This is a genomic window from Aquimarina spongiae, assembly GCF_900141785.1.
GTDB classification, from domain to species: Bacteria; Bacteroidota; Bacteroidia; order Flavobacteriales; family Flavobacteriaceae; genus Aquimarina; species Aquimarina spongiae.
This window is the reverse complement of sequence record NZ_FQYP01000006.1, coordinates 343525-370173: the sequence shown is the minus strand read 5'-3', so window position 1 is coordinate 370173 and position 26649 is coordinate 343525. Positions and strand designations below refer to the sequence as shown.

The 26649-nt window shown below is 36.4% G+C and carries 25 protein-coding genes; 13 read left to right on the top strand and 12 right to left on the bottom strand.

The features are described from left to right. The first annotated feature begins 22 nt into the window (after positions 1-22). Complete coding sequence (locus tag BUE24_RS15435) at positions 23-181, top strand: 30S ribosomal protein THX (RefSeq protein ID WP_073317469.1); 159 nt, start codon at positions 23-25, stop codon at positions 179-181. A 1-nt stretch (position 182) separates the two neighbouring features. Here the strand turns inward: BUE24_RS15435 and BUE24_RS15430 are convergent, their stop codons facing one another. Beyond that, the gene (locus BUE24_RS15430; protein ID WP_073317466.1) at positions 183-836 is read right to left on the bottom strand and encodes a uracil-DNA glycosylase family protein; all 654 of its coding nucleotides are present in this window, start codon (positions 834-836) and stop codon (positions 183-185) included. Positions 837-978: 142 nt separating this feature from the next. Here BUE24_RS15430 and BUE24_RS15425 point away from each other — a divergent pair, with 142 nt between their 5' ends. From BUE24_RS15425 to BUE24_RS15410, 4 genes are all read left to right on the top strand, one after another. Further along, entirely contained in the window at positions 979-1299 is a 321-nt protein-coding gene (locus tag BUE24_RS15425; RefSeq protein ID WP_073317463.1) for a hypothetical protein, read from the top strand. Positions 1300-1337: 38 nt separating this feature from the next. Then, entirely contained in the window at positions 1338-1991 is a 654-nt protein-coding gene (locus tag BUE24_RS15420) for a hypothetical protein (RefSeq protein ID WP_073317459.1), read from the top strand. A gap of 130 nt (positions 1992-2121) precedes the next feature. Continuing rightward, a complete protein-coding gene (locus tag BUE24_RS15415; protein ID WP_073317456.1) occupies positions 2122-2955 on the top strand; it encodes an AraC family transcriptional regulator in 834 nt (277 codons plus the stop codon). Positions 2956-3032: 77 nt separating this feature from the next. After that, a complete protein-coding gene (locus tag BUE24_RS15410) occupies positions 3033-5165 on the top strand; it encodes a DUF885 family protein (protein WP_084549582.1) in 2133 nt (710 codons plus the stop codon). A gap of 21 nt (positions 5166-5186) precedes the next feature. Here the strand turns inward: BUE24_RS15410 and BUE24_RS15405 are convergent, their stop codons facing one another. The 3 genes from BUE24_RS15405 to BUE24_RS15395 are packed head-to-tail and all read right to left on the bottom strand — an operon-like array spanning position 5187 to position 9580. Next, positions 5187-6845, bottom strand: a complete 1659-nt coding sequence (locus BUE24_RS15405) for an MBOAT family O-acyltransferase (RefSeq protein WP_073317450.1) — start codon at positions 6843-6845, stop codon at positions 5187-5189. Continuing rightward, a complete protein-coding gene (locus BUE24_RS15400; RefSeq protein ID WP_073317447.1) occupies positions 6838-8115 on the bottom strand; it encodes a GDSL-type esterase/lipase family protein in 1278 nt (425 codons plus the stop codon). Before BUE24_RS15400 ends, BUE24_RS15405 begins: the two co-directional genes overlap by 8 nt. Beyond that, positions 8105-9580 (bottom strand): SGNH/GDSL hydrolase family protein, encoded by a 1476-nt coding sequence (locus BUE24_RS15395; RefSeq protein WP_170864609.1) that lies wholly within the window; start codon positions 9578-9580, stop codon positions 8105-8107. The genes BUE24_RS15400 and BUE24_RS15395 overlap by 11 nt, the downstream gene beginning before the upstream one ends. A 258-nt stretch (positions 9581-9838) precedes the next feature. Here BUE24_RS15395 and BUE24_RS15390 point away from each other — a divergent pair, with 258 nt between their 5' ends. Both BUE24_RS15390 and BUE24_RS23980 read left to right on the top strand, forming a co-directional pair. Beyond that, on the top strand, positions 9839-10021 hold the full coding sequence (locus tag BUE24_RS15390; RefSeq protein WP_073317444.1) for a hypothetical protein: 183 nt from the start codon (positions 9839-9841) through the stop codon (positions 10019-10021). A 265-nt stretch (positions 10022-10286) separates the two neighbouring features. Then, positions 10287-10457, top strand: a complete 171-nt coding sequence (locus BUE24_RS23980) for a hypothetical protein (protein WP_170864608.1) — start codon at positions 10287-10289, stop codon at positions 10455-10457. An 88-nt stretch (positions 10458-10545) separates the two neighbouring features. Here BUE24_RS23980 and BUE24_RS15385 read toward each other — a convergent pair whose 3' ends face one another. Beyond that, a complete protein-coding gene (locus BUE24_RS15385) occupies positions 10546-13998 on the bottom strand; it encodes a pyruvate carboxylase (protein ID WP_073317441.1) in 3453 nt (1150 codons plus the stop codon). Between the two features lie 265 nt (positions 13999-14263). On the opposite strand from BUE24_RS15385, the gene BUE24_RS15380 reads away from it, so the two are divergent. Beyond that, positions 14264-15100, top strand: coding sequence for a hypothetical protein (locus tag BUE24_RS15380; protein WP_073317438.1), 837 nt, complete (start codon positions 14264-14266; stop codon positions 15098-15100). Between the two features lie 71 nt (positions 15101-15171). Here the strand turns inward: BUE24_RS15380 and BUE24_RS15375 are convergent, their stop codons facing one another. The 7 genes from BUE24_RS15375 to BUE24_RS15345 form a co-directional block, all read right to left on the bottom strand. Next, complete coding sequence (locus tag BUE24_RS15375; protein ID WP_073317436.1) at positions 15172-16311, bottom strand: TRAP transporter substrate-binding protein; 1140 nt, start codon at positions 16309-16311, stop codon at positions 15172-15174. A 40-nt stretch (positions 16312-16351) separates the two neighbouring features. Next, positions 16352-17698, bottom strand: a complete 1347-nt coding sequence (locus BUE24_RS15370; RefSeq protein ID WP_073317433.1) for a TRAP transporter large permease — start codon at positions 17696-17698, stop codon at positions 16352-16354. Further along, a complete protein-coding gene (locus tag BUE24_RS15365; RefSeq protein WP_073317431.1) occupies positions 17698-18201 on the bottom strand; it encodes a TRAP transporter small permease subunit in 504 nt (167 codons plus the stop codon). The genes BUE24_RS15370 and BUE24_RS15365 overlap by 1 nt, the downstream gene beginning before the upstream one ends. A gap of 78 nt (positions 18202-18279) precedes the next feature. Beyond that, positions 18280-19041 carry a peroxide stress protein YaaA gene (gene yaaA / locus BUE24_RS15360; RefSeq protein ID WP_073317428.1) on the bottom strand — a complete coding sequence of 254 codons (762 nt, stop codon included), beginning with the start codon at positions 19039-19041 and terminating at the stop codon, positions 18280-18282. A gap of 125 nt (positions 19042-19166) precedes the next feature. Then, complete coding sequence (gene nudK, locus BUE24_RS15355; RefSeq protein ID WP_073317425.1) at positions 19167-19748, bottom strand: GDP-mannose pyrophosphatase NudK; 582 nt, start codon at positions 19746-19748, stop codon at positions 19167-19169. Positions 19749-19784: 36 nt separating this feature from the next. Continuing rightward, the gene (locus BUE24_RS15350; protein WP_425290164.1) at positions 19785-20834 is read right to left on the bottom strand and encodes an RluA family pseudouridine synthase; all 1050 of its coding nucleotides are present in this window, start codon (positions 20832-20834) and stop codon (positions 19785-19787) included. A gap of 2 nt (positions 20835-20836) precedes the next feature. After that, on the bottom strand, positions 20837-21421 hold the full coding sequence (locus BUE24_RS15345) for a PASTA domain-containing protein (RefSeq protein WP_073317394.1): 585 nt from the start codon (positions 21419-21421) through the stop codon (positions 20837-20839). Positions 21422-21516: 95 nt separating this feature from the next. On the opposite strand from BUE24_RS15345, the gene BUE24_RS15340 reads away from it, so the two are divergent. The 5 genes from BUE24_RS15340 to BUE24_RS15320 all read left to right on the top strand — a co-directional run bounded on the left by BUE24_RS15340 (position 21517) and on the right by BUE24_RS15320 (position 26590). Next, complete coding sequence (locus BUE24_RS15340; protein WP_073317391.1) at positions 21517-22497, top strand: D-alanine--D-alanine ligase; 981 nt, start codon at positions 21517-21519, stop codon at positions 22495-22497. 56 nt (positions 22498-22553) lie between these two features. Then, entirely contained in the window at positions 22554-23009 is a 456-nt protein-coding gene (gene coaD / locus BUE24_RS15335; RefSeq protein ID WP_073317388.1) for a pantetheine-phosphate adenylyltransferase, read from the top strand. 86 nt (positions 23010-23095) lie between these two features. Beyond that, positions 23096-23893 (top strand): hypothetical protein, encoded by a 798-nt coding sequence (locus BUE24_RS15330; RefSeq protein WP_073317385.1) that lies wholly within the window; start codon positions 23096-23098, stop codon positions 23891-23893. A 101-nt stretch (positions 23894-23994) separates the two neighbouring features. Next, positions 23995-25383, top strand: coding sequence for a DUF1800 domain-containing protein (locus BUE24_RS15325; RefSeq protein WP_073317382.1), 1389 nt, complete (start codon positions 23995-23997; stop codon positions 25381-25383). Between the two features lie 13 nt (positions 25384-25396). After that, a complete protein-coding gene (locus BUE24_RS15320; protein ID WP_073317378.1) occupies positions 25397-26590 on the top strand; it encodes a DUF1501 domain-containing protein in 1194 nt (397 codons plus the stop codon). Positions 26591-26649 lie beyond the last annotated feature (59 nt).

Sequence of the window (26649 nt, the reverse complement as noted above, 5' to 3'; positions counted from 1 at the left end):
TTTAATACAAAAATTAAGATTTATGGGCAAAGGAGATAAAAAGACAAAACGCGGTAAGATTCATATGGGCACCTTTGGAAGACGAAGAAAAAGAAAAAAATCTGTTTCCATAATTCCTCCGAAGGCAAAATCCACCGCGAAAAAAACTACAAAAAAGACCAAAGAGGAAGAAACAGAGTAAATTAAAAGAATTCTTGATATTGCATGACTCTAAAATCGATGGTATTGAATTTGGGGTCTTTGCTTTTTAGATCCTTATAGATTTGCATACTTCCAATAGCCCGATTTGCAGAACCCGAAGGCGCTGTAAGTGATACGGTTTTAATCACCCTATTAGCTATTACCACCTTATGTATTCTAGGTACCGTATTAGAAACTACTTCTAATTTTAGATCATGTTCTTTTAAGAGCCTTCTAAAAAAATACTCAGGTCCATTTTTACTGTTGCCTCCCATAAAGATCAAACGATTTATTTTTGGATATTTTTCTAAGTAGCCTACCAGATCTCTTAATTGAACATTTTGCATTCCCAGGTCTGAAGCATCGACTTTGTCACGTTCGCAACGTTGTACAATATCGCAAACACCAATTCGATTTGCCGTCAAAAATCTTCTTCGTTGCTCTGCGGCTTCGTGGGTCGTCTCATACTTAAGACTAAGATCAAAAATTCGATCCAAGACCGGCCATAACAAACCATTACTGCTACCATAGCAAAAATCTACATCTTTATCATTAAGTGCTCCCGTAGTAAACCTGGGAGGCGGTAAAGTACCCACAATCAATTTTGTTGCTTCTGGAGGAAAAAAAGGCTCGTACGGATGAATATGTTGAAACATGTTACGAATGTAACTGTATTCTCTAAAAAACAAAAACTAACATATAAAACTACAGAATAAAAGAACTACGGCATTCTTCAGTCCCACGCAACTTTTCTATGGTGAATGGATCTATTAAACGTAATCAAAAAACAAAAAAACAATGAAAATCAATATGTTGACTTTATGTTTAGCTTTAGGATGTATCGCTTTGAGTTGCAAAAATGATGATGACGCTACAATCCAGTTCGAATCAACTGCAACAATCTCAGGTTTAGATTTAACATTATGTGCCTGCTGTGGAGGATGGATTATTAACATCGATGAAGAGGAATCTGCTAGGCGTTTTTCTGAATTGCCACAAAACACTATCATTGATTTAGAAAATTCTACATTTCCAATAACTGTACAATTAAATTGGGAAGCATCTGATGAATATTGTGGTAATGGAATTATCATCGAATCTATTAAATTAGTAGAATAAAACCAGTATCTTTCATAGTACAGGCAAAACAAACATTTATGAAAAGAGGATCATTTGTTATCATTTCAATATTATTATCGATTTCCTGCGCTAAAAAGAAAAACATTACCGTAAATGAGTTATCTCTTGACCCAAGATACTTTCATATCAAAAGTATAAACACATTTGCCCATTGCAATGGCCCCAATGGCAGGTACACTACACAAGTAATCTCAAAAAAGAATGGATACCTCCTTTTTTCTCAAGTTTACGAATATAGAGATTCCCCATTCATAGGGGAATTAAGCTCAGATAACAAAGGCTACGCTGTTGATAAGGACGGGAAAATTTTAGACACCTTATCAAATGTTGCCGTAGAGATGATTAGAAGTCATGATTTCCATAGGTTACAAACCAATCCTTGGTCTTTTTTTAATCAAATCAAATATGAAAAAAACTTTGAACCCGGGATTGATTTATATTCAGGGATTGATAGATTGAACAACCCAGTAAAAATCTATTATGACAACGCTATAGAACAGATTAAAACCGTCGAGTTTCTAAATATGATGGACACAACCGAAACCATCCAAGTAGTCTATCAACAATGGGAAGAAAGTATGTATGGAAAACTTGCCAAGAAGGTCGAAATTATTCAAGCAAAAAAAGATACGTTTCATTTCGATTTCAAAACCATCAAGATAAATGAATAAGAAAACCTATTAACTCGTTTCATAACCACTAGTAACTTAAGAAGATTTGCAACCGTAAATATTTTGTATTAAGTTTATTAGAACAAGACAAGCCTTAAGAATACACAAAAATAGTTCGTGATTGTATTGTATGTTTAGTAATCAAAGTAAATATCAAAGTCAATATGGCGAAATCAAGGAATCCTATGCCTATGAAAAATTTTATTTCAAAGGTGAGACCAAAGGTATTGCGCTAAAATATGTCAAGCAGGGGTATGAAGATTATTTAATAAACGATCAAGTTCTTCGTGTGAAACAAGGACAGTTTATTCTGGTTCCTGAAGGGCAAACGTTTGAAGCAAAATCTAAATTAGCTTCCCAAAGTATCCATGGACTATGTATTGACTTAAATCCCACTGCTCTTGATATCGATCTTGCAAAAATGTATGCCAATCCTCTACTTTTTAATCTTCCATTTGATTGTTTGCATTTTTCACCTTTAGTCAAAAAATTGCATACTACCCACTCAAATAAAGACAATAACTCAGAACTGTATCAAACCTTAACTATTCTAAGCAAGCAGGTATACAGCTTCGCTAAAGAGATTACAGGTCTTCATGAACGCCTCTTCGTTCAGTCTCGAAACACAGATACACAAAGAGCTATTCTCATTAAAATGATTTCTTGTAAGAACTTCATTTATCAACATTTCAACCAAAAGATAACATTAGACCAGCTGGCTATCTATACCGGCATTTCTAAGTACCATTTTTCAAGATTGTTTAAGTTGTGTTTTCAGGAATCTCCCCAGGCACTACAAGAAAAGTTAAGAATGGATAAGGCAATTGAGCTACTTCAAAACAATACCATGCAGCTCAATACTATAGCCTATGATCTGGGTTATCATGATTTGGCAAGTTTTTCCAAAAAATTCAAAAACTACTACGATATATCTCCTTCTGAACGCAGGAAAATGACAAATTAGCAATATTTTACAAGCCTCCTTGTTCCTGTCATCTTAATTTTATGAAGTACAGTATCATTTAAATCATTTAGCCAGGTATGCATTTTTATTTATGTCTTTCTACCCTCGTCATCTTCTTTTCATGTAAGACCAAAGCTCAATCCGAAGGTCTGGAGTTGGTATCCCAGCAATTTGTAGCAGCTTACCAAACAATGGACTTACCTCCATTGACTTTGGATTACATAGAAAACCTCAACAATATCCAAAACAAAGATGCAGTACTCGCTCAAGAAAAAACGTTTAACGACCTGGAAGCAGCACTCATCAAAATTAACACCAGTCATTTATCAGAAAGCGAACGATTAGACTTCAATTTAATGAAGTATGAAATAGCCCTCAACAAATTCAGAATCAATCTTGAGAAAAAATGGAATGAAGAAAAACAGGATAAAATTCCTACTACGGGGATTGTTAATGTGCCCAACGGTAAACTATTATATACTTATTTTTTGAAAAAATGGGTCGATGTAAAAGTAACGCCTGAAATGATGTTTGATTTTGGTCTGGAAGAGATCGCAAGGGTAAAAAACAAAATGAAGGATATCCAAAGTACGTCCGGTATGGATAGTCTTAGTTTCAGAAAACATCTTACAAAGCCTGATTTCTTCTTCAATGACCCTGCTGAAATTTTGAAAGCTTACCAGGAGAAGAAGAGGGAAGTTGGGCATAAGATTACCGAGTTGTTTCCAGGCTTAAGTTCGATACCCGATGTAAGTATTAAAGAATACAAAGAAGAAACTCTGATCGAAACCCCTGGTTTTTATCGGAGCAGAGAGAATTCGCTTTATTTCAAATACTTTGGGAAGCCCTACAGTAAAAGACAAATAGGATGGTTATACACTCATGAAGGACTACCTGGACACCACTACCAAATTAAATATGCCGAAAAACTTGAGTTATCAGAGATACAAAAACTTGTAGGTTCTGCTTGTTATAAAGAAGGATGGGCTGCTTACATTGAAGAAATTGGATATGAGATAGGTGCTTATAAAAACAGCTACGATGAATATGGAAAATGGGAATGGGACCTTATCCGGTCTGTTCGAGTAGCCATGGATGTAGGGTTAAACTACTTTGGTTGGTCTGATGAAAAAGCTTTAGCATTTTGGCAACAGCATATACAAGAACAGGATCATATCGCACATCGGGAAATAAAGAGAATGAAGCAATGGCCTGCCCAAGTGATTACCTATAAATACGGAGCTGATAAAATACTAAAATGGAGAAGCCTTTATGAAAAAGAAGCAGATTTTTCAACACTAGAATTTCATAAAAAGATATTACAATATGGAGATATCCCCTTTTATGTTTTAGAAAAACATATTGGTATAGCCGATATTAGAGAAATTCATAATATCCCCTATGTTCAAGCTACTCGAGCAGTAGATGACCCTCTGCAAAGATTGAATCTTGTGCTTCCACAAACCACAACAAAAGCTCCTTTACTCATTTGGATTGGCGGTGGAGCCTGGGCCTACGTAGATAGGAATATTGAAATGAATGTAGTGCGCAATATTGCCAAAAAAGGAATCGCCGTTGCCTCTGTTGGGCATCGCCTAAGTGCAGATTGGCGTGATCCTAATCCAGTGGTAGACATTCAATATCCGGATCATGTTAAAGATGTAAGTACTGCGTTAAAATGGTTAATCGACCATGCAGATGAGTATGGCTATGACAAAGAACATATATTTGTTGGTGGGTTTTCTTCGGGAGCACATCTTACTGCAATGCTCGCATTGGATGAACGTTTCTTAAAAGAACATGGATTAACCCAAAATCACATTAAAGGCATCATTCCTGTTAGTGGCACCTATGACATTGAGAACTATCATGAAGCTTTTCTTAATGGAAGCAGACCTCATCTCGCCAAGTTACATGTACAATCCGTATTTGGTGACACCAAAAAACATTTTGAAACCGCTTCTGCCACTTCATATCTGGATCATCTATCCGTACCAATATTACTTCTTTCGGATACAGGGACATTTAATTACACTCGAATTTTTGAAAAAGGGATCAAAAAACGGAACTTCCAAAAACTGGAAGTACGTCACGTTGATTTAACACATGGCGAACTTTGGAGAAACTTATCAGAAGCTCCCAAAAGCGAATACCGAGATTTGATTACTGATTTTATTCAAAAATATTCTGAGGCACCAGAAAAGATGTAAGCATAACGCTTGCAAAAATCTCTAAAACTGGAAATATATGAATGGCTGGAAATCGGCAGCATAGGTTTGATAGCAAATAATTGCTACCAAAGTAGCCACTATAGCTTTAATGATAAAATGACTCTTTATAAATAAAGCTTCTATCCAATCCTTTGTTTTATATGGCAACCAATGGGTAATATAGCCTATAAGCATCACGATAAATACCACTCTATATTCCCAAAGCACAGCCAATGCATTTCCCCAGTCCATGTTTGTTGCTACTTGCTGGTAAAACCGTTCGATATGATCCATACTATTTCCTCTAAAATAGATTCTAGTAAATGTGATAAAAACAAAAGTCAATGCAATTCTCCATAATAAGGCATACCAGGCTTTAGAATTTTCGTACGGACTAATCTTTCTCCAGTATTTGTACACCACAATTCCCACTCCATTAAGTCCTCCCCATATGACAAATTTCCAGGAAGCTCCGTGCCACAACCCTCCGATCAACATGGTGATCATAATATTTACATTTCTATTAAAATGCCAAGCTAATCGCGAAGAAAACAAAGTAATAATCAACATGAAACCTACCCCCGAAGCCGCTATCAGAGCTATTCCATAATCAGACACTGCAAATACCCCAAGAAAGGTAAAAACCAAAATAAAAGCATATGAAAAAATACTCCCATTACGATTACCTCCAATAGGAATGTATAGATAATCCTTTAACCAACTTGATAAAGAAATATGCCAACGTTTCCAGAAATCACCACAGTGAATCGCTTTGTATGGAGAATCAAAATTGATCGGTAATTTATATCCCATTAATAATGCCAAGCCTATTGCGATATCCGTATACCCAGAAAAATCTCCATAAATCTGTAGGGAGTATCCAAACATCGCCATAATATTGGTAAATCCAGAAAACATTTCGGGTACATCAAAAACCCGATCCATAAAATTTGCCGCGATATAATCTGCAAACAACATTTTTTTGATCAATCCTTTTAGGATCATATAAGTTGCTTGTCCGAATTCTACTTTGGTGATCTTTATTTCCTTTCGGATCTGTGGAACAAAATCCGCCGCTCGTACAATTGGGCCGGCAACCAACTGCGGAAAAAAGCTTACAAAAAAGCCAAAGTCGATAATAGAGTTGAGCGGTTTAATTTGCTTTCTATAAATATCTACACTATAACTAATCGTCTGGAACGTATAAAACGAAATCCCCACTGGTAAAATGATCTTATCAACTGTAAAATAATCTACCTCTCCCCAGGTGTTGGCCCATTGCGCAAGATAATTGATAACCTCATAATTGGTCTGAAACAAATAATTATAGGAATCTGTAAAAAAATAGGCATATTTAAAGTAGCAGAGTGTACCCAAATTGATAATTACACTAATCGCTACCAGGAACTTTTGCAAAATGACCGATTTACTCCTGTAAATAGCTTTTCCCAAAAAGAAATCATTGATCGTACTAAAAAGCAGAATCCCAATAAAAAGCCCACTTGTTTTGTAATAAAAAAGGATACTTATCGCAAAAAGATATGCACTCCTAAGGCTTTTTTTACTGTAAACAATCGCATAGATAAAATAGACCACCGAGAAGAACACCCAAAAATCTGCTTGAGTAAAGATTAAAGGAGAGTCCTCTGAAAATGAAAATATGTCTAATAATCTATTCATTAATAATGTTATTCAAAATCGAATTGTTCGGTACTTGCAGTTCTTTTTCCCAGGCATTCGCTAATGCCTGTAATAACAAATCTGCTTTGATTCGATATCCTTTTACGGTAAAATGTATTCGATCTTTGGGCATTAGTTTGTTATTATACCAATCTCTAGATGAGTTAAAGCCACCCATAATTTCGTAAAAATCCCAAACTGCCATTTGTTGTTCTTTGGCAACTTCATAAATCATTTTTCTTGCTATTCTCGTTCTAGGGTTTGGCACTTTCTTTTTGTAATAAGAATCGTTGGGTACGGTAAGCAGTACTGCACACTCGGGATTTGCCTTTTGAATCAGTTTTATCAGATTGGTATATTGTTGTTTGTATTCCTGAGGCTCAAAATCTGGATGATAGGCATCGTTTGTTCCCACCGAAACAATAAACAGATCCGGTTTATACAATAACAGTTGATCATCAAAATATTCGCATCGTTCGTAGTATGAAAAACTTCCTCCATTCACTCCGATAGAGGTATATTGAATTCCTTTATTATCATTCATCAATTCTATTCCCATCATTAAGAACTCAGCTTCTTCATGATCTTCAACTCTTCGAATACAGAAGTCGATCTCCTCTACTTTTTTGGTCAGTTTATACTCGATAAAGTGCGCATCTTTGTTCTCTTTTATTTCTGAGACCAATCCAGCCTCTTTAAAAGCAATTTCGTAGTCCGTACTCCAATCATCATAAAAGATTCTGATCTTGTCAAAATCATACATATCTTGATGATAGTTGTTCCCATTAGCCTTAATTTTTACATTGGCCAAAGAATCTTTGAATACAGCGGTTACTCCAGAGAGTCCCCAAGCTACGCTATCTTTTCTTACCGAACAGCGATATCCTTGCCACTCTCCATCATGTTCTACTCTGTAGTTACCGGGATTATTGGTTTTGGCAATTTTATAAGGATAGATAAAACCTCTTTGCCCTTTGGCCGTTGGGCCCATGGTCTGTAAATACGATCTCAAACGATTAGAATAAATATCTGCCTGGATATGAGAGCCTCCGATATGAAAAATATGCAAATCGGTTTTTCCTCCCTTTGCTATGGTGTCCATTTTATGAAAAAGAGTCTTGAAAGCGGGAGAATACTCTGCCATTTTTATCGTATTGGCTTTCCAGTTCACAAAGGGATATTTTCCTTCTATAGAATCTAACACATAAGTTTGCGCCATAGCAGGTACCGCAACTAAGTATAGGTAAAACAACAGTTTTTTACACTTCATTTTTTTCGGGTTCTTTAAGGTCTAGGTATAGGGCAGTAAAAAATAGTTCAGAAATTATTTTGGTTCCTTTCCAGGTAAAATGCATATAGTCTTTGGCAGTAAGTTTTTCTTCTACCCATAACTCCATAGATCCTTTCCCTCCCATAGCATCATACATACTCCAATATGCTACATCATTTGACAAACAGGTTTCCATCAACTTAGTATTGAGATAAGGCAATAAGGGATAGGTTTCCATTTTACCATTAACTGGTAAGCACATATCTGTAGGGCCTATAAATATAAAGTTAGCATTTTTGGCTCTTCTTCGTATCCAATTGACCTGGGTTTTGATGCGATTTGCGTATTTATCGACATCGGTAGAATCTTTGAGATAAGGCATAGTATTACCCCCATACTGCATGATCACTATTTTGGGTTTCAACTGTCTCACCATTCGTGAGTAAGTAGTTGCATTAGCCCTTGCAAATATGGTTCCTGAGGCTCCACGCATGGCTATATTATCAATTTGTACTCTTGATCCACCATCCAGTGTTAATCCATAAAAATCTGCACTTACCTTCCCTTCTAATTCTATTTTGAGGTTGGTTGGTGTAGTTAATGTCCTAATTTTGTATTGATGATATCGTCCATCAGGTATTAAACTATCTTGCTGAATCAGTTCCCCTTCATTGTACACAGAAATCTTGATAGGAACGTTACAATTGCCATAATGCAAACCAATGTCAGTAAACCTTCGAAACTTTGCATAGGTTTTTTTGGACTTCCCAATGGTAACCGAAGCTTTGATTATTGGCAAGGAATCTAGTACAGCACTATCAGGTAGTTTTTTCTGATACTCGGTAAAACGAGATACCGAAAGATAAGCTCCATACTTCCTATGCGAAAACTTCTTTTTTGTAGGATCGAAAAAGGCATATCGTTCCCAATTTTCACTAGGTTCTACAATAGCACTTATTTGACGGTAAACAGGCAATAATGGTATGAATCCAGGACCGCTACCTCCGTACATATGCTGTAATCGGTTTCGTAAATAGGCGGTAATTCTATCTCCTTCGATCTGAGAATCTCCATAATGTAGAATTCTACATGATTTTGAAGATAACTTTCTACGCAATTGGTTAGCAAAATCCGGATTGCTATCGGGATATCGTATTCGTACTAACCGGGTAGTATCAATTTTCGAAAAATCCGGTAATTGTTTGATTTGTTGCACTTCTGCAATCTGATTATCCTCTGGAGTTTCTATTTCCAAAGGAGTAACGATCTCAGTAACTTCCAGAATATCTTGTCTGGTAAGCGACGAATCTTTTTCTAAGCCCAAAAAGGTGGTGTAGGTAGGATATTTCAACGAAACGCCTTCGTAGGAAAAACCATCATCCTGAGTTTGCTCTTTTTGCACTCCTCCTTTCTGACTCAAGAACATTAATCCAAACAATGCTCCTAACACCAAAAATATAAACAATGATATTTGAATAGGCCTAATTTTCAACGTTTCCCGGGGTATTTTCCTCTTATTTAGTAAAAATAGAAAGATTTTGCAAACTTCAAAGTTTTTACTGCTCATTGATCATTATTAAAAACAGTTTTATATGAATTTAATGAGGTAAGGATCAAGCTAATTAAATTCCATTTTGGGTTAAGTTTAACTGAAGTTGAGAAAAACTTAATAAACATAAAACCTAACTTTAGTTTAATAATTATTAACCTTAAATATTTCACAATGAAAAAGAGAAATTTGAACAAATTGTCTTTAAACAAAAACATTATTTCTGACCTTCAAAAGAAAACATTAAATGGAGGTAACTTACCTGGTTCTATTGGAGGAACTTGTCATTCTGATTTAGGTACCTGTGGCCCAGGTGAAAGTTTGGAAGCTTTTCCTGCACCATGCCATTTTGGTTAATCCAACCAATTATTTATAAGTAAGAAACGGGGCTTTTGAAAGCCCCGTTTTTAATTGATCCATATGACCTTATTTCATAGAGATAAACAAACATCTACTTCTAATCAATATTCAAAAGAATTAAAAAAGTTTCAGTTTTAGGATAACATTTCTTTTTATCACGACATTAATAAAGAACAGTACTGTCTTTCAAGAATATTATTCTAGACACAAACCTGAGTGTCTATAACTGTTCAGGCACATTAATACATAAATCATTTAAAAAATGAAAAAACAGAATTTAAACAAACTGGCATTCAAGAAAAATGTTATTTCTGACCTTCAGAAGAAAAGTGTACAAGGAGGTAATTATGACAATCTTCCAAGTGTTAAGCCGGATGTACTTGGCTGCAGATCCAGTGTTCATAATGATAATTGCATTTTTGCCTGTCATTAATAACAACCGTTTATTGTTATAAAAAAAGAACCTTGCAAACTAAGTTTTGCAAGGTTCTAGATAAGGTTTTTAAGCTGTAATGAGAATGCTATTTTAAAGTAATCACCAAATCATCTGCTTCCACCATTGTTCCACCTTTTAGGACAATCTTTTTGACTACAGCATCTTCGTTGGCTGTAATGGTAGTTTCCATTTTCATCGCTTCGATGATAAATAATGGATCATTTTTCTTGACTTCCTGACCTGTTTTCACCAATATTGAGGACAAAGAACCTTGAAGCGGTGCTCCAATTTGTTTGGCATCGGCTTTATCTGCTTTGGCATGTACTACTTTATCCACTTTTATCGAATTGTCTTGTATCTGTACATTTCGAGTTTGCCCATTTACTTTGAAGAAAACGGTTACTTTACCTTCTTCATTAGGCTCTCCTATCGATACTAATTCGATCAATAGTATTTTTCCTTTATCCAACTGTACAATAATCTCTTCTCCCGGAGTCATCCCATAGAAGAAATTCTTTGTTGGAATATTCATTACATTCCCATACTTTAAGTGATGGTTATAAGCTCCTGCAAATACTTTTGGATACAATTTATAAGATAGGAAATCAGTAATGTCTAACTCTCTTCCCATTCCTTTTTTGAATACCTTTTCAAAATCTTTGTATTCTTCTTCAAAATCAATAGGCTCCAGATGCGCATTGGGTCGATCTGTAAAAGGTTTTTGATCTTTTAATATTGATTTTTGAAGCTCTTTAGGGAATCCTCCTTCTGGTTGCCCCAGTTCACCTTTGAACAAGCTTACTACAGATTGAGGAAAAGAAATGGTTTCTCCCCTTTCTTTTACATCTTCTATGGTCAAGTTATTACTCACTAGGTACTGCGCCATATCCCCAACCACTTTAGAACTTGGTGTTACTTTGACAATATCTCCAAACAATTCGTTTACTTCTCCGTACATCTTTGTAATCTCATGAAAACGATCTGCTAATCCTAAACCTTGAGCTTGAGGTTTAAGGTTTGAGTATTGTCCTCCTGGAATTTCGTGTTGATATACTTCTCCCGTACCAGCTTTTAATCCAGATTCGAATACATAATAGTATTCTCTCACCGCTTCCCAATAATTAGAATATTCGTTAAGCTTTTGAATATCCATTTCGTTCTCTCTTTCGTGATACTTAAGCACTTCTACCAAAGAGTTGAAATTAGGTTGCGCCGTTAATCCTGAAAGTCCTCCCAGAGCCACATCTACTACATCCACCCCTGCTTCCATAGCTTTGAGGTATGTAGCGGATTGTACCGAAGAGGTATCATGCGTATGTAAATGAATAGGAATATTAATCTCTGACTTTAATGCAGAAACTAACTCATAGGCTGCATAAGGTTTTAACAACCCAGCCATATCTTTAATTCCTAAAATATGTGCACCAGCATTTTCTATATCCTTTGCCAATTGCACATAATACTCCAAGGTGTATTTTGTTCTTTTTGGATCCAAAATATCCCCGGTATAGCATAATGACCCTTCTGCCAATCCTCCAGTTCTAGTCCGAACATGCTCGATACAAGGCGCAATAGACTGCATCCAGTTTAAAGAATCAAAAATTCGGAATACATCTACTCCGTTTTCCCAGGATTGTTCTACAAATTTACCAATCAAATTATCTGGGTATGCTGTATATCCAACTCCGTTTGACCCTCTGATTAACATCTGCAACAGAATATTAGGCATCGCCTCACGAAGCAGTCTAAGACGCTCCCAAGGATTTTCTCTTAAGAATCGCAGACATACATCAAATGTTGCTCCACCCCATACTTCCATACTGAAAACTTGTGGATGGTTTTTTGCAAAACCTTCTGCCACTTTCAGCATATCATAGGTTCGCATACGTGTTGCCAACAAACTTTGATGCGCATCTCGCATTGTGGTATCTGTAAAATGGATTTTTTTCTCATTTTTTAACCATTCTGCAAACTTTTCTGGCCCTAGTTCTGTAAGCAAGTCTTTGGTTCCTTTCTGGTATCCACCTTTTTCATCAAACTTAGGTACTTGTGGCGTTACAAAAGTTTTGGTTGGATCTAATTTCTTTACATCTGGATTTCCATTTACGATAACATCCCCTAAGAAATTAGCCAGTTTGGTTGCTCTGTTACGAGATTCTTTTATTTTGAAAAGTTCTTTCGTATCTCTAATGAAGTTTACCGTTACCGCACCTTTTCTGAAGGTATCATGATTCAGAATATTATCCAGGAAAGGCATGTTGGTTTTCACCCCTCTAATTCTGAACTCAGAGAGCGCTCTCCTCATTTTTCTACAAGCACCGTCTAAGGTTCTACTATTGGCAGAAACTTTTACTAGCATCGAATCAAAGAAAGGAGAAATTGTTACCCCTTGATATACACTACCAGCATCTAATCGAATCCCAAATCCTGAAGCACTACGATAGGTAGAAATGGTTCCATAATCTGGTTTAAAGTCATTTTCCGGATCTTCTGTAGTGATTCTACACTGTACTGCATATCCGTTGACTTTTAAGCTCTCCTGACTTCCTATTTTAATTTGTTTATCAGAAAGTTGGTATCCTCCTGCAATAAAAATCTGAGCTTTGATTAAATCAATCCCAGTTACAATTTCGGTAACTGTATGTTCTACCTGTACTCTTGGGTTTACTTCTATAAAATAAATACTTCCATCATCATCTACCAGAAATTCTACTGTACCGATATTGTTATAATCTACTGCCTTACATATCGTAAGTGCGTAATTATACAAATTGTCCAAAATATCCTGAGCTACGCCAAACGAAGGAGCGTATTCGATTACTTTTTGGTAGCGTCTTTGTACCGAACAATCTCGTTCAAAAAGATGCACCATATTACCATGATGATCTGCTACAATCTGTATTTCGATATGTTTTGGATTCTCCACAAACTTCTCAAGAAACACCGTATCGTCTCCAAATGCATTAAGAGCCTCTCTTCTTGATTCGGGATACGCTTTTTCTAATTCTTCTGCATTTCTAATCACACGCATACCTCGACCACCTCCTCCAGATGCTGCTTTCAGCATTACCGGAAATCCAATTCGCTTAGCTTCTTTCAATGCTACCTTTATATCTACAAGATCTTCTTTGTTGCTTTCGATGATAGGAATGTTATTCTCTATAGCCACCTTCTTTGCAGTGATCTTATCTCCTAACGAACGCAATACTGATACTTTTGGTCCTATAAAAATGATTCCATTTTCCTGACATTGCTCTGCAAAGTCAGCGTTCTCAGAAAGAAAACCATATCCCGGATGAATCGCGTCTACATTGTTTCTTTTGGCAACTTTAATGATCTCAGGAATATTTAAATAAGGTTTTAATGGCTCGTGATTTTCTCCAATTTGATAGGCTTCATCAGCTTTATATCGGTGTAAAGAATAACGATCCTCGTAGGTATACACCCCTACAGTTTGTAGCCCGATTTCTGTACAAGCTCTAAAAATTCTAATGGCAATTTCACCACGATTGGCAACTAAAACCTTTTTAATTTGCATAATTTAAATTTTGAGTTTAGAACACTTTTAGCGAACATTCGCTGCGAAGATATTGATAAGATAAATTCTTTGCAATAGATATTTTAAAATATTAGAAAAAGAATATAAAGTTTCTTTTTTGAGCTTTTTTCCTTTTTCAATACATTTTCTCTAACATAACCTTAACATAAATTAACGAATCCTATAATAAGATTACCAGCCGCTTTACCGTTTTAAAAACAACCATTCCAATATAATATTCACTAATTAAAAAAATCAATTAAGCATGAAAAACAGGGTAATTACGCTTTTAAGTCTGCTATGCTTCGGTCTATTTTTATTTGTTGGCTGCCAGGATGATGACAACGAGCAAGAGATTCCAACCGAACAGGTCACGACCTCTATACAATATAAGGATATTGAAGCGGCTAATCAAAGAATTCAAGCATTTGTTCAGGATGTATTTACTTTAGAATCAGGTTTTGTTGCGAATCGAATAGTACCCACAAAATCCAACGACTGCGTGACTACAACTTCTGAGGTTACCGAAACTACACGAACTATAACTATAGATTTTGGAGACGGATGCGAAGTAGGTCAAGATGAAGTGATCACCGGGTTGATCCGAATGAGTTTTAGTGTAGATCTGGATGCTGAAAATAAGGTTACCATTACCTACACCGTAGAGAATTTTACTTACAAAGATATTTCTGTTAACGGAACTGCCACCTCAATATTTACGTTTGATCGTGATGCTGGTACTCGAAAATTCACTACTGATTCTAATTTCACCTTTGGTTGGGGAGATGGTCTTTCTGCCACTAGCGCTACCAATTTTGTAAACGAAACTTTCTTTGAAATGAATGCAGATGCCCCAGGTAATTTTGATTTCTACAACCTTACTTCTGGAACTAGTACTACAACGTTTAGTAATGGAGATGTGTATTCGGTAGAAATTACAACACCGCTACGAAATGAAAGAGGATGTGTCTACACGGTGAGTGGAGTTGTTGTGACTTCGGAAAACAGCGATACTTCTACTTTGGATTATGGAGATGGAACCTGCGACAATTTAGCTACACTAACCGATAAGGACGGAAATGAAACAACCATAGAGTTATAATACCATAGTAAACATCGTCATATTGTGGTATTCACCGTTTTGGCTCCCCTTGCCAAAACGGTTTTTTTACGCTATTTCTGTATCTTATTGTAGTATGCTTTTTCGGTAACTTCTGACCATTTTGCGATTTTTTCCTGAAAGTTGGAGTAACTCTCATACACCTCTTTGGTCAACGGATCGTCTCCTACCATTTCTTGTAAAGCTTCGTCTGTATATCCTCTCAACGCATCCAAAGTTTCTTTGGAAAATTCTCTTACCTCAACCCCTTCTTCATTTACTAATTTATCCAGGTAAATTCCATTTTGTCTATCAAATTCTGCCAACACCCAAACTTGTGCTCGTTTTGAAGCTGCCTCCAAAACCGCTTGTAAATGGGGAGGTAAACCATCGTATAAATTCTTATTTACAAAAAACTCTAGCTGGGAACCCGTTTCGTGCCAACCCGGTGTATAGTAATATTTCGCAATTTTATGAAATCCCATTTTATAATCGTGATAAGGACCTATCCATTCGGTAGCATCTATTACTCCTCGTTCTAGACTGGTATATATTTCACTACCGGCCACCAATACCGCAGCACCTCCTGCTTTTTCAAGGACCTTTCCTCCTATACCTGGCAATCTCATTTTCAACCCTTTAAAATCTTCGACAGAATTGATTTCGCGATTAAACCAACCTCCCATTTGCACTCCTGTATTTCCTCCCATAAAAGGAACCAGATTAAATTTGGCATAGGTTTTTTTCCATAGTTCATATCCTCCTCCGGTTTCTAACCACGAAGTAATTTGCTGGCTATTCATACCAAAAGGAACCGCAGCAAAAAACTGAGCTGCCGGTGTCTTACCCGCCCAATAATAAGACGCTCCACACCCCATCTCTATCGTTCCTTGCGAAACTGCATCAAAAGCTTCTAAAGGAGGTACCAATTCTCCTCCTCCATACACTTTGATTTTTATTTGTCCGTTGGATAGTTCTTCAACCCACTCTGAATACTTTTCTGCCACTTCTCCCAAAACCGGGAAATTAGGAGGCCATGTCGTGGTCATTTTCCAATAAAATACTTTATCCGGTTTTGAAGTGTTGTACACCGTATTGGGATCCATACTTGCTGGGGGATCTCCCAAACAGGAAGAAAATAGCAATGGCAACAAATGAGCACAAAAAGAAGCTTTTGTAAATTGCTGAAAGAGTTTGAAATTTAAAAAACGCATAGTTATCTATATTATCGATGAAATCAACAAGTGATTTCTATTATTTTGATATGAAAATAATTTCAGGAAAAAACACCACCAAACTTACAATGAACAATTGTATCACGATAAACGGAATAATCCCTTTGTAAATCTGACTTGTTTTTACCGTTTCTGGAGCGACCCCTTTCAGATAGAACAACGCAAAGCCAAAAGGCGGGGTCAAAAATGAGGTTTGTAGATTTAACGCAATCAAAATCCCTACCCAAAGCATATCCATCCCAAAAGCATTAAATACCGGAGTCACCACCGGAACAATAATGAATACAATTTCAATAAAATCAATAAAAAATCCTGCTATAAAAACCACCAACATCACCAACAAAAGAAATAGCAACGGAGTCAAGTTTGAAGACATTATGATTTCTTGCAAATACGCATCCCCTCCAAGAGTTCTAAATACCAAGGTAAAAGTTGTAGCTCCCAAAAGAATAAAAAACACCATTGAAGTGAGCTTAGCCGTCTCCTGCCCTACTTCTTTTAAAATCTGTAACGAGAACTTTTTCTGAATAATCGTAAGTAAAGTAGCACCAATAGCACCAATTGCAGAAGCTTCTGTAGGAGAAGCTATTCCCGTAAAAATAGACCCTAACACCAAAACAATCAGTAATACCGGAAGTAATAACACCTTTATGACTCTCGCTCCAAATTGGGATCCTCTAAACTCCTGTATCTCTTCTGCTGGTATACTTGGAGCATCTTCTTTACGAATCCAGGATATGATCAAAATATAAATGATATAAAGACCAACCAATACCAACCCCGGAAATAATGCTGCAGAAAATAGAGCTCCCACATCTACAGAAGCCGCTCCTCTGGAAGAGCTATTGATGGTATCTGCGAGCAATACCAGAACTATCGAAGGCGGGATAATTTGCCCCAAAGTACCGGAAGAAGCGATCACCCCCGTAGCTAGCTCAGTTTTATATCCTCTTTTGAGCATAGTGGGTAAACTTATTAATCCCATAGTCACTACAGTTGCTCCAACGATTCCGGTTGAAGCTGCTAACAAGGCACCTACAATCACAACCGAGATGGCTAATCCTCCTCTTACTCTTCCAAACATCATGGCCATGGTTTCTAACAAACTTTGGGCTAGTCCTGACTTTTCTAGCATAATCCCCATGAAGATAAACAAGGGAACCGCCATAAGTACGTAGTTATTGACTACTCCCATTATTCTGGAAGGCAACAGATAGAAAGTAGACATCTGAAAAACATCTGGCGCTAATAAGGAAACGCCGTAGGCAAAGGCTATGGAAATCCCGCCCAAAGTGAACGCCACAGGATAACCTCTTAAAATCAGAATAAAAATAATTACAAAGAGTACAATTGCTAAATATTCCATTAATTATCTTTATTTCGAAGGGTTTGAATTGATTTTAGGATGCTTGACACTCCTTGTAACAGGAGAAAGGCAAACCCGAGAGTAATGCAAAATTTAAGGACATACAATGCAGGCAATCCTCCAGGTTGCGGAGAACCTTCGCCTATCATAAAAGAAGATAATCCATAGTACCAGGACGATACTATAACCACATAACACCAAGGAATTAGCAAGAAAACCGCTCCTAAAAGATCGATCCAGGCTTTACCTTTTTGAGATAGTTTGGTATAAAAAATATCTACCCGTACATGCTTATCAAATTTGAAGGTATATCCCGAAGCTAACAAAAACAGCATCCCGAATAGATAGATTTCTATCTCTATCATCCAAACGTAAGTAAATTGGAAAACATAACGAATGATAACATCCAACCCTATGATAATGGCCAATAACACCGACACCCAACTCACCGTTGTGCCAATTTTTTCACCAATCTCATCAAGGATATTGATTATCTTTTGCATCTAAGAATTTGTATGAAGCATATCTGAGGGAAAGATACTAAAATTAGATGCAGCAAAAAATAAAAAACAATAGCCGTACTATCTCACAAAAACTAATTCATTTGGCTTTACAGTATGCTCTTCGCTAAAACCGTACCCTTCGTAATTAAAGCCTTTTAGATCTTCGATAGTTTTTGCATCGGTATCAATGATATAGCGCACCATCATACCTCTGGCTTTCTTCGCAAAAAAACTAATCATTTTAAGCTTGTCTCCTTTCCAGTCTTTAAACTGTGGAGTAATTACAGGAACTTTTAATGCCTTTTTATCTACCGCACTAAAATATTCATTACTGGCCAAATTAATAAACAGTTCACCTTCGTCTAACTCTTCGTTGAGCTTTTCGGTAACCGTTTTTTTCCAGAATTCGTAAAGATTATTTTTGCGCCCTACCTTGAGCTTGGTTCCCATCTCTAATCGATAAGGTTGTATTAAATCCAAAGGTTTAAGTACTCCGTAAAGCCCGGATAGGATACGTAATTTGTCTTGTAAGGCATCTAGCTTACCTTCTGGAAGATTATAGGCATCCAAACCTGTGTAGACATCTCCGTTAAATGCATAAACCGCTGGTCGTGCATTATCTTTAGTAAATGGAAGGTGGAAATCCTGATTACGTTGCCAATTTAATTGAGCGAGCTTATCACTAATCCCCATAAGATCTGAAAGTTTCTTTGGAGATTTTTTCTTAAGAACTCCATTCAGTTTTTCTGATTCTGATAAAAAAACTGGCTCACTAAATCTTTGAGTGGGTAATTCGGTTTCAAAATCCAACGATTTTGCGGGAGATACTACAATTTTCATTTACTATTTCTTTTTTGATACCCAAAAATACAATTGTACTATCAAAAATAAAACCTGCAGATGTATTTCTTATCTATTTAGGTATTTGTAAAAGTTATCCAAGACTCAAACTCGCATAAAACTGATTATACCAAATGATGCAGTTTGGCGTATTGCAATAGCATTATTGTTTTTCCATCTTTAATTTCGCCAGTAGCAATCATAGTATAAGCCTTCTCAAAGTCTAATTCTATAACTTCAATATGCTCTTGCTCTTCTTGCACACCTCCTCCTTCACTTACCTTCATATCTTTGGAATACTCAGCAACAAAAAAATGAATGATCTCGGTAACCGCTCCCGGAGACATATACGACTCCATTACCTTTTCCACCTTAGAAATTCGATAACCGGTTTCTTCTTCTGTCTCTTTTCGTATACAATCTTCTGGATGATCACCATCTAATAATCCTGCACAGGTTTCTATCAAAAGGCCTGTTTCGTTTTGATTCACATAGGTAGGAAGTCGAAATTGGCGGGTAAGCACTACGGTTTTATGTTCCTTATTATACAAAAGGATAGTGGCACCATTGCCGCGATCATAGACTTCTCTTTGGTGCGATTCCCATGTACCATCGTTATTTTGATAATCGTAGGTAATCTTATGGAGTTTATACCAATGATCAGATAGTAGTTCTTTTTCTTTTATGTTAACCCTTGGGTTATTCATTAAAAATGTATGAATTTATAAGCTTATTGCTAAGAGCTATTCTGAAGACAGCTGATTTTTTGCATAGTTTCTCCACCGTTCAACACATTGTTCCATATCCTCTGGTATCGAAGTTTCAAAATGCATTTTTTCTCCGGTAGTAGGATGCACAAAACCGAGTGTTCTAGCATGCAAAGCCTGTCTTGGTAATATCTTAAAACAGTTTTCTACAAATTGTTTGTATTTGGTAAAGGTAGTACCCTTAAGGATTTTTTCACCTCCATATCGTTCATCATTAAAAAGCGTATGCCCGATATGTTTCATGTGCACACGTATTTGATGGGTTCTTCCGGTTTCCAGTCGACACGAAACCAAAGTCACATACCCAAGACGTTCTAAAACCTTAAAATGTGTAATAGCTGGCTTCCCCTTTTCTGCCTCCTCACCTTCAAATACAGTATTTTGCAATCTGTTTTTTGGATGACGACCTATATTTCCTTCTACGGTACCTTCATCCTCTTCAATATTACCCCAAACAATAGCTACATATTCGCGTTCACTGGTTTTATCAAAAAACTGTTTCGCCAAATGTGTCATCGCTTCTTCCGTTTTGGCAATCACCAGCAAACCACTGGTATCCTTATCAATACGATGCACTAAACCTGGTCGATCACTGCTGTTATTGGGTAAGTTATCAAAATGATAAATCAATGCATTGATCAAAGTTCCCGAGTAGTTACCGTGCCCTGGATGAACTACCATCCCGGCCGGTTTATTCACCACAAGTAACACATCGTCTTCGTAAACAATATCTAAAGGTATATTTTCTGGTGTTAACAGATTTTCATAAGGTGGATGTGCAAACAATACCCGAACGATATCATTTGGTTTCACCTTGTGATTAGACTTTACGGGTACATCATTAACAAATACACTTCCTGCCTTGGCTGCCTGTTGTATTTTATTACGTGTCGCGTTTTCTACAAAGTTCATCAAGAACTTATCAACTCGCAGTGGTACTTGTCCTGCTCCAGCTACAAATCGATAGTGTTCGTAGAGATCATCTTCGTTAGCACCAAAATCTCCTGTATCTACGTGTTCTTCCAAAATTAATTTGAGAGATTAATTGAGCCTGATTTTCCATCACCCAGAACCAAATCAATAGTAGAAGTCTTCATTAGTTTGGTACCTGGTTTTAATCGTTTACCATTAAATCGCATTTCTAAGACCATATCTCTTGCGATATTAGGCTGATAAGTAATTGAACCAATTTTAAAGCCAAGGGCAATCAGTTTTGGTTCTGCTTGTCTTCTCGTTTTTTGAACCACATCCGGAACTTCAATTTTGCGATAACCTGATGGGTTTAAAGTGACATATATTTTTCTATTCTCCTTTACTTCACTTCCTGCGGGTGGATTTTGCTCTATCACCGAATATCTAGGATAATCCGGGTTAAAGTTCGCAGAATCCTGCACTTCATATCGCAAATCTTTCTCTTCAAGTATACCGGTTACCTCATCCAGCGTCTTCTTACTTAAACTTGGCACAACAATACGTTGATGATGATTAGTCGTACTTTCTAACCATTCTAAAGCCACAAAAGCCAATATAGCAACCATAGCTATGGCAATAACCACTTGGATTAGAAATATTTTACTATATACAAATCCAAAAAGATCCTTGAAAAAATTCATAAATGTCTTCATAGTTTGGACAAATATATAAAAACGGAAAGTTTTAAGCTTTTCTTATAAGATAAATGATATTTTTGTTTTCAAAAGTCATTTTAATGAAGCGAAATGTTGCGATCTTAATGGGGGGATATTCCAGCGAATATGAGATATCTATTCAAAGTGGAAATGTGGTCCATAAACACATCGATAAAAATCGGTATCAACCTTTTCGAATTGTCATTAGTAAAGACGAATGGTACTACCTGGATGATGACGACAAAAAACACCCTGTAGACAAGAATGACTTTTCCCTTTTACTTGATGGGCAAAAAATCACTTTTGATGTTGGGTTTAATATTGTACATGGTACACCAGGAGAAGATGGACTGCTTCAGGCGTATTTTGAATTGATCGGCATTCCACAAACCGCTTGTGATTTCTACCAGGCAGCACTTACTTTCAATAAAAGAGATTGTATCAGTACCTTAAAACCATACGGAATCCCAACGGCTATCAATTATTTTTTGAATAAAGGTGACGCAATAAACGCAAAAGACATCTTGAATACTGTTGGCCTACCTTGCTTTGTTAAGGCTAATAAAGCAGGCAGTAGTTATGGTGTATCTAAGGTAAAAAGTGAAGATGAACTCCTTCCTGCTATAGAGGTAGCCTATAAAGAAGATGATGAGATCATTATTGAGTCTTTTTTGAGCGGTACGGAAGTATCAGTTGGTGTCATTACTTACAAAGGAGAAGATCTGGTTTTACCTATTACTGAAATTGTTTCTGAAAATGAATTTTTTGACTACGAAGCCAAATATCTGGGAAAATCTCAAGAAATTACACCCGCCAGATTACCCAAAGAAGATGAGGAAAAAGTAAGAGTCCTTGCTTTAAAAATATATCAAATCTTAAAAATGAAAGGGTTTTCGAGAAGCGAGTATATTTTTCATGAAGGGGAACCTTATTTTGTGGAGATGAATACCAATCCCGGTTTTACTGAAGCCAGTATTCTTCCGCAGCAGGCAGCTGCTATTGGGATAAGTATACAAGAACTAATTACCAATACCATTGAAGAAGCAATACAGAAAGGATAGTTTATATAATTTTTTATTTCAGTTATATTTGTAAACACATCATCATTTGTAAACTCATGAGAAGAGCTGTTTTTCCCGGATCTTTTGATCCCATCACTTTAGGACACTATGATATTATAGAAAGAGGTCTAACTCTTTTTGATGAAATTATCCTGGCGATAGGAGTAAATGCCGAAAAAAAATACATGTTCTCTCTCGAGGAAAGAAAAAAATTTATTGAAGATTCCTTCAAAGATGAACCAAAAATCAAAGTAATGACTTACCAAGGACTTACCGTAGATTTTTGCAAAAAACAGGACGCTAATTTTATTCTTAGAGGATTGCGTAATCCTGCAGATTTTGAGTTCGAAAAAGCCATCGCTCATACCAATCGTAAAATGTCTGAAATAGAAACCGTTTTTCTATTAACCTCTTCGGGTAAGAGTTATATTTCTTCCTCTATCGTACGTGATGTCATCCGTAACGGTGGAGATGTAACCGGACTAGTACCAGATACAGTAAAAGTAAAGTAACCTTAGCGATACTTATTTTTATTTTTTTACGTTATAGCCTTTTATTAGACACCCAATTCTATTTATCAACTTAACGCTTACTATTCATGCTAACCAAAAATCTAAAATTACTCTATATTCTTGTTCTTGTTACTTTAGTTATTGCCTGTAGTGGTGATGATGAAGCCTCTCCCAATGAAACCGGTGGTGATCCTACTCCTACTCCGGATACAAATCCAGCTAATGGCTCCTGTGAAGAAGGCAAAACAGCTGTCTATATTGAAAAAGACGGAGTTTTGATTATTGAATCTGAAAATGGAAATTTTTCTAATACCGATTGGACATTAACAACTGATCTTGCTGAATTTTCCGGTGATGGATACCTGGTATGGAATGGAGAGAATTCTCTAGGTGAACCAGGCAATGGGACCTTAACCTACAAAGTAAGAATTACCAAGACAGGTACCTATCGTTTTATTTGGAGATCTTATATCACTATAGGATCTAATGGATCAGAACATAATGATTCCTGGCTTAGAATACCAAATGCCAAACACTTTTACGGAAGAAAAAACAATGGAAATATTGTATACCCAAAAGGAACTACTTTGGATCCTATTCCCGAGAGTGCTGGTCAACAAAACACTACTCCAAACGGATCTGGTAAAGATGGATGGTTTAAAATATATATGAACATGGCCAATAAATGGCATTGGCAATCTTCTACCAGTGACAATGACGCCCATAATATTTTTGTAGTCTTTGATACTCCTGGTGATTATACTATAGAGGTTTCAGGAAGATCTGAAGGGCATGGTATCGACAAGTTCGTTTTGTTTACCGAAGACATTACTCAAAATGATGCTACAGGTAATGATACCAAAAGTGAAATACAATGTGAGTAAGTAATGTGCTCATCATCATATGCTAAAGCCTTCAATATTTTTTGAAGGCTTTTTTTAAACCTTTTTTAAAATAGACGGTCCTATACTAAAAAGCATTGGTAATGAAGCGTCTTACAAACAAACAAATACAACACCTATACTGGCGTGCCGGATTTGGGATTTCATATCAGGAATTAGAAACCGTTAATACGCTTTCTAAAGATCAGATTGTTGATCAATTATTTGAAAATCATACTGCCATTGCACCTCTACAAATGGATTTTGGTGCGTTGCTCAAAAATCCTAGAGAACTATCCAAAGAGGAACGTAGAAAGCTTAGACAGCTTCGCAATACAAAAATGACCGAACTGAATCTTCTTTGGCTCAATCAACTTATCTCAACAGAGAACATGCTGAGAGAAAAGATGACTTTATTTTTTCATGATCATTTTGCAGTTCGTTTAAGAACTCCACGAGCATGTATTCATCTTAATAACGTCATCAGAAAAAACGCATTAGAAAATTTTGGCGATATGTTGATGGAAGTTTCTAAATCTCCTGCGATGTTAATTTTCTTGAATAACAGGCAAAACCGAAAAGATCATCCTAATGAAAATTTTGCGCGCGAGGTGATGGAGCTATTCACACTGGGGCGAGATAATGGATATACTGAAAATGACATTAAAGAAGCGGCAAGAGCATTTACAGGATGGAATTTTACCAAAATGGGAAGCTTTGTGTTTCGTAGCGCACACCATGATTATGGGAGTAAGACTATCTTGGAAAAAACAGGAAATTTTACAGGAGAAGATGTTATACGAATATTGCTAGAGGAAAAACAAACCGCTAGATATATTTGCCAAAAGCTATATCAATACTTTGTCAACGATACTATTGTAGACGTACATGTAGAGAAACTTACTGAAGTACTTTACAACTCGAACTACGATCTTTCTGCTGTGATGAAAAGCTTGCTGAAAAGCAATTGGTTTTATAAACCCGTTAATATTGGGTCTAAAATAAAATCACCCATTGAGTTGATCGTCGGTCTCAGTCGACCATTCAAGGTTACCTATGAGAACCCGAAGGTGTTGCTGTATCTTCAAAAGAAGTTAAATCAAATGTTATTTTTCCCACCAAATGTAGCCGGTTGGCCAGGCGGCAAAGCCTGGATAGACAACTCTACACTGATGCTTCGATTAAAACTGCCATCGCTCACCTTGAATATTGGTGTCATCGAATGGGATGAAACTCCTTCTGAAAATACGATGATGAAACAGCAATTGTATCAAAAGATGAAGACCAAACTTCAGAAGAAGGTAAAAGCAACTCCCAACTGGAATAGTTTTTTAACCATAGCCAAACAAAAAAACAAAACTGAACTCATCGACTACCTCATTCAACCTGAACTATCGCCTGCGGCGCAGACATCGATATTGGATTTGAGTGAAGATCATCTCAAAAATTATGTTACCGCCGTTTTGAGCTTACCAGAATATCAACTCTGCTAAAAATAACCCTATTATGAAAAGAAGAGATTTTTTAAGACAATCCGTTTTTGCATCAGGAATGACATTGATTCCATCATTTCTAAAAGGGATGGAATTCCTTTCTCCAGAACAATTATCTGGATACAAAAATGTGATTATCATTCAACTATCAGGAGGAAACGATGGGTTAAATACAATTATACCTGTAAGCAATGACATTTACCATCGCTTACGTCCATCTATTGCGAAAAAAGCTAATGAAACGCTATCAATCACCAATGATTTGGCTTTCAATAGCAGCTTAAAACCTATTAAAGAATTATATGATCTTGGAGAGGTATCTATTATTAATAATGTTGGGTACCCAAATCCTAACCGCTCTCATTTTAGAAGTACGGATATTTGGCAAACGGCAAGTGATACGAATCAGTATCTATCAACAGGTTGGGTAGGCAGATACCTGGATGCCAATTGCCAACATCCGTATGAGGCTATTGAAGTAGATAGTGCGCTCTCACTAGCTCTAAAAGGCAACGACAAAAATGGAATTGCAGTTTCCGACCCTAAACAATTACATAGAACTACCAGAGAACCGTTTTTTAAAAATGTAATCACCCATGTAGATCAAAATATGTTGAATGAAGATAATCAAGGCTACTTATATAAAACGATGTTAGAAACGTATTCTTCAGCATCTTATATTCATAACACATCTAAAATTTATACAACACAAAACCAATATCCACAAACTCCCTTTGCACGAAACTTGAAAACGATTGCAGACTTTATCGTTTCAGGTTTAAAAACCCGCGTGTATTATAGTTCTCTTAGCGGTTTTGATAGTCATGTAAATCAATTGAACAGCCAGGATCGATTATTAAAAGTTTATGCCGATGGCATCCACGCACTAGTAAAGGATTTAAAAAAGAATGATCGATTTAAAGACACTTTGATTCTTACTTTTTCTGAATTTGGAAGACGCGTACAACAAAACGGTAGTCGCGGAACAGATCATGGTGCTGCCAATAACGTTCTACTCATAGGTGGTAGCTTAAAAAAACCTGGAGTCTATAATGAGCTTCCTAACTTGTCTGATTTAGATAACAATGGAGATATCAAATACACTATTGATTTCAGAAGTGTTTATGCTACTATTCTAGACAATTGGTTAGAAGTAAATGATCATAAAGTGCTTAATAAAGCCTTTACCAAGCTAAATTTTGTATAATTTCAAAAACAAAAATATCCTGCTGACATAAGGTTGTCATAACCCCAATATAACTTTGG

Excerpts from the sequence above, each read along its gene's own strand:
- BUE24_RS15330 (WP_073317385.1), top strand. The coding sequence starts at position 23,096 with ATGCTAACCAAAAATCTAAAATTACTCTATATTCTTGTTCTTGTTACT.
- BUE24_RS15340 (WP_073317391.1), top strand. The coding sequence starts at position 21,517 with ATGAAGCGAAATGTTGCGATCTTAATGGGGGGATATTCCAGCGAATAT.
- BUE24_RS15415 (WP_073317456.1), top strand. The coding sequence starts at position 2,122 with ATGTTTAGTAATCAAAGTAAATATCAAAGTCAATATGGCGAAATCAAG.
- BUE24_RS15385 (WP_073317441.1), bottom strand. The coding sequence starts at position 13,998 with ATGCAAATTAAAAAGGTTTTAGTTGCCAATCGTGGTGAAATTGCCATT.
- BUE24_RS23980 (WP_170864608.1), top strand. The coding sequence starts at position 10,287 with ATGAAAAAACAGAATTTAAACAAACTGGCATTCAAGAAAAATGTTATT.
- BUE24_RS15410 (WP_084549582.1), top strand. The coding sequence starts at position 3,033 with ATGCATTTTTATTTATGTCTTTCTACCCTCGTCATCTTCTTTTCATGT.
- BUE24_RS15430 (WP_073317466.1), bottom strand. The coding sequence starts at position 836 with ATGTTTCAACATATTCATCCGTACGAGCCTTTTTTTCCTCCAGAAGCA.
- BUE24_RS15400 (WP_073317447.1), bottom strand. The coding sequence starts at position 8,115 with ATGAAGTGTAAAAAACTGTTGTTTTACCTATACTTAGTTGCGGTACCT.
- BUE24_RS15420 (WP_073317459.1), top strand. The coding sequence starts at position 1,338 with ATGAAAAGAGGATCATTTGTTATCATTTCAATATTATTATCGATTTCC.
- BUE24_RS15375 (WP_073317436.1), bottom strand. The coding sequence starts at position 16,311 with ATGCGTTTTTTAAATTTCAAACTCTTTCAGCAATTTACAAAAGCTTCT.
- BUE24_RS15345 (WP_073317394.1), bottom strand. The coding sequence starts at position 21,421 with ATGAATTTTTTCAAGGATCTTTTTGGATTTGTATATAGTAAAATATTT.
- BUE24_RS15380 (WP_073317438.1), top strand. The coding sequence starts at position 14,264 with ATGAAAAACAGGGTAATTACGCTTTTAAGTCTGCTATGCTTCGGTCTA.
- BUE24_RS15425 (WP_073317463.1), top strand. The coding sequence starts at position 979 with ATGAAAATCAATATGTTGACTTTATGTTTAGCTTTAGGATGTATCGCT.
- yaaA (WP_073317428.1), bottom strand. The coding sequence starts at position 19,041 with ATGAAAATTGTAGTATCTCCCGCAAAATCGTTGGATTTTGAAACCGAA.
- nudK (WP_073317425.1), bottom strand. The coding sequence starts at position 19,748 with ATGAATAACCCAAGGGTTAACATAAAAGAAAAAGAACTACTATCTGAT.
- BUE24_RS15370 (WP_073317433.1), bottom strand. The coding sequence starts at position 17,698 with ATGGAATATTTAGCAATTGTACTCTTTGTAATTATTTTTATTCTGATT.
- BUE24_RS15325 (WP_073317382.1), top strand. The coding sequence starts at position 23,995 with ATGAAGCGTCTTACAAACAAACAAATACAACACCTATACTGGCGTGCC.
- BUE24_RS15405 (WP_073317450.1), bottom strand. The coding sequence starts at position 6,845 with ATGAATAGATTATTAGACATATTTTCATTTTCAGAGGACTCTCCTTTA.
- BUE24_RS15320 (WP_073317378.1), top strand. The coding sequence starts at position 25,397 with ATGAAAAGAAGAGATTTTTTAAGACAATCCGTTTTTGCATCAGGAATG.
- BUE24_RS15390 (WP_073317444.1), top strand. The coding sequence starts at position 9,839 with ATGAAAAAGAGAAATTTGAACAAATTGTCTTTAAACAAAAACATTATT.
- coaD (WP_073317388.1), top strand. The coding sequence starts at position 22,554 with ATGAGAAGAGCTGTTTTTCCCGGATCTTTTGATCCCATCACTTTAGGA.
- BUE24_RS15435 (WP_073317469.1), top strand. The coding sequence starts at position 23 with ATGGGCAAAGGAGATAAAAAGACAAAACGCGGTAAGATTCATATGGGC.
- BUE24_RS15365 (WP_073317431.1), bottom strand. The coding sequence starts at position 18,201 with ATGCAAAAGATAATCAATATCCTTGATGAGATTGGTGAAAAAATTGGC.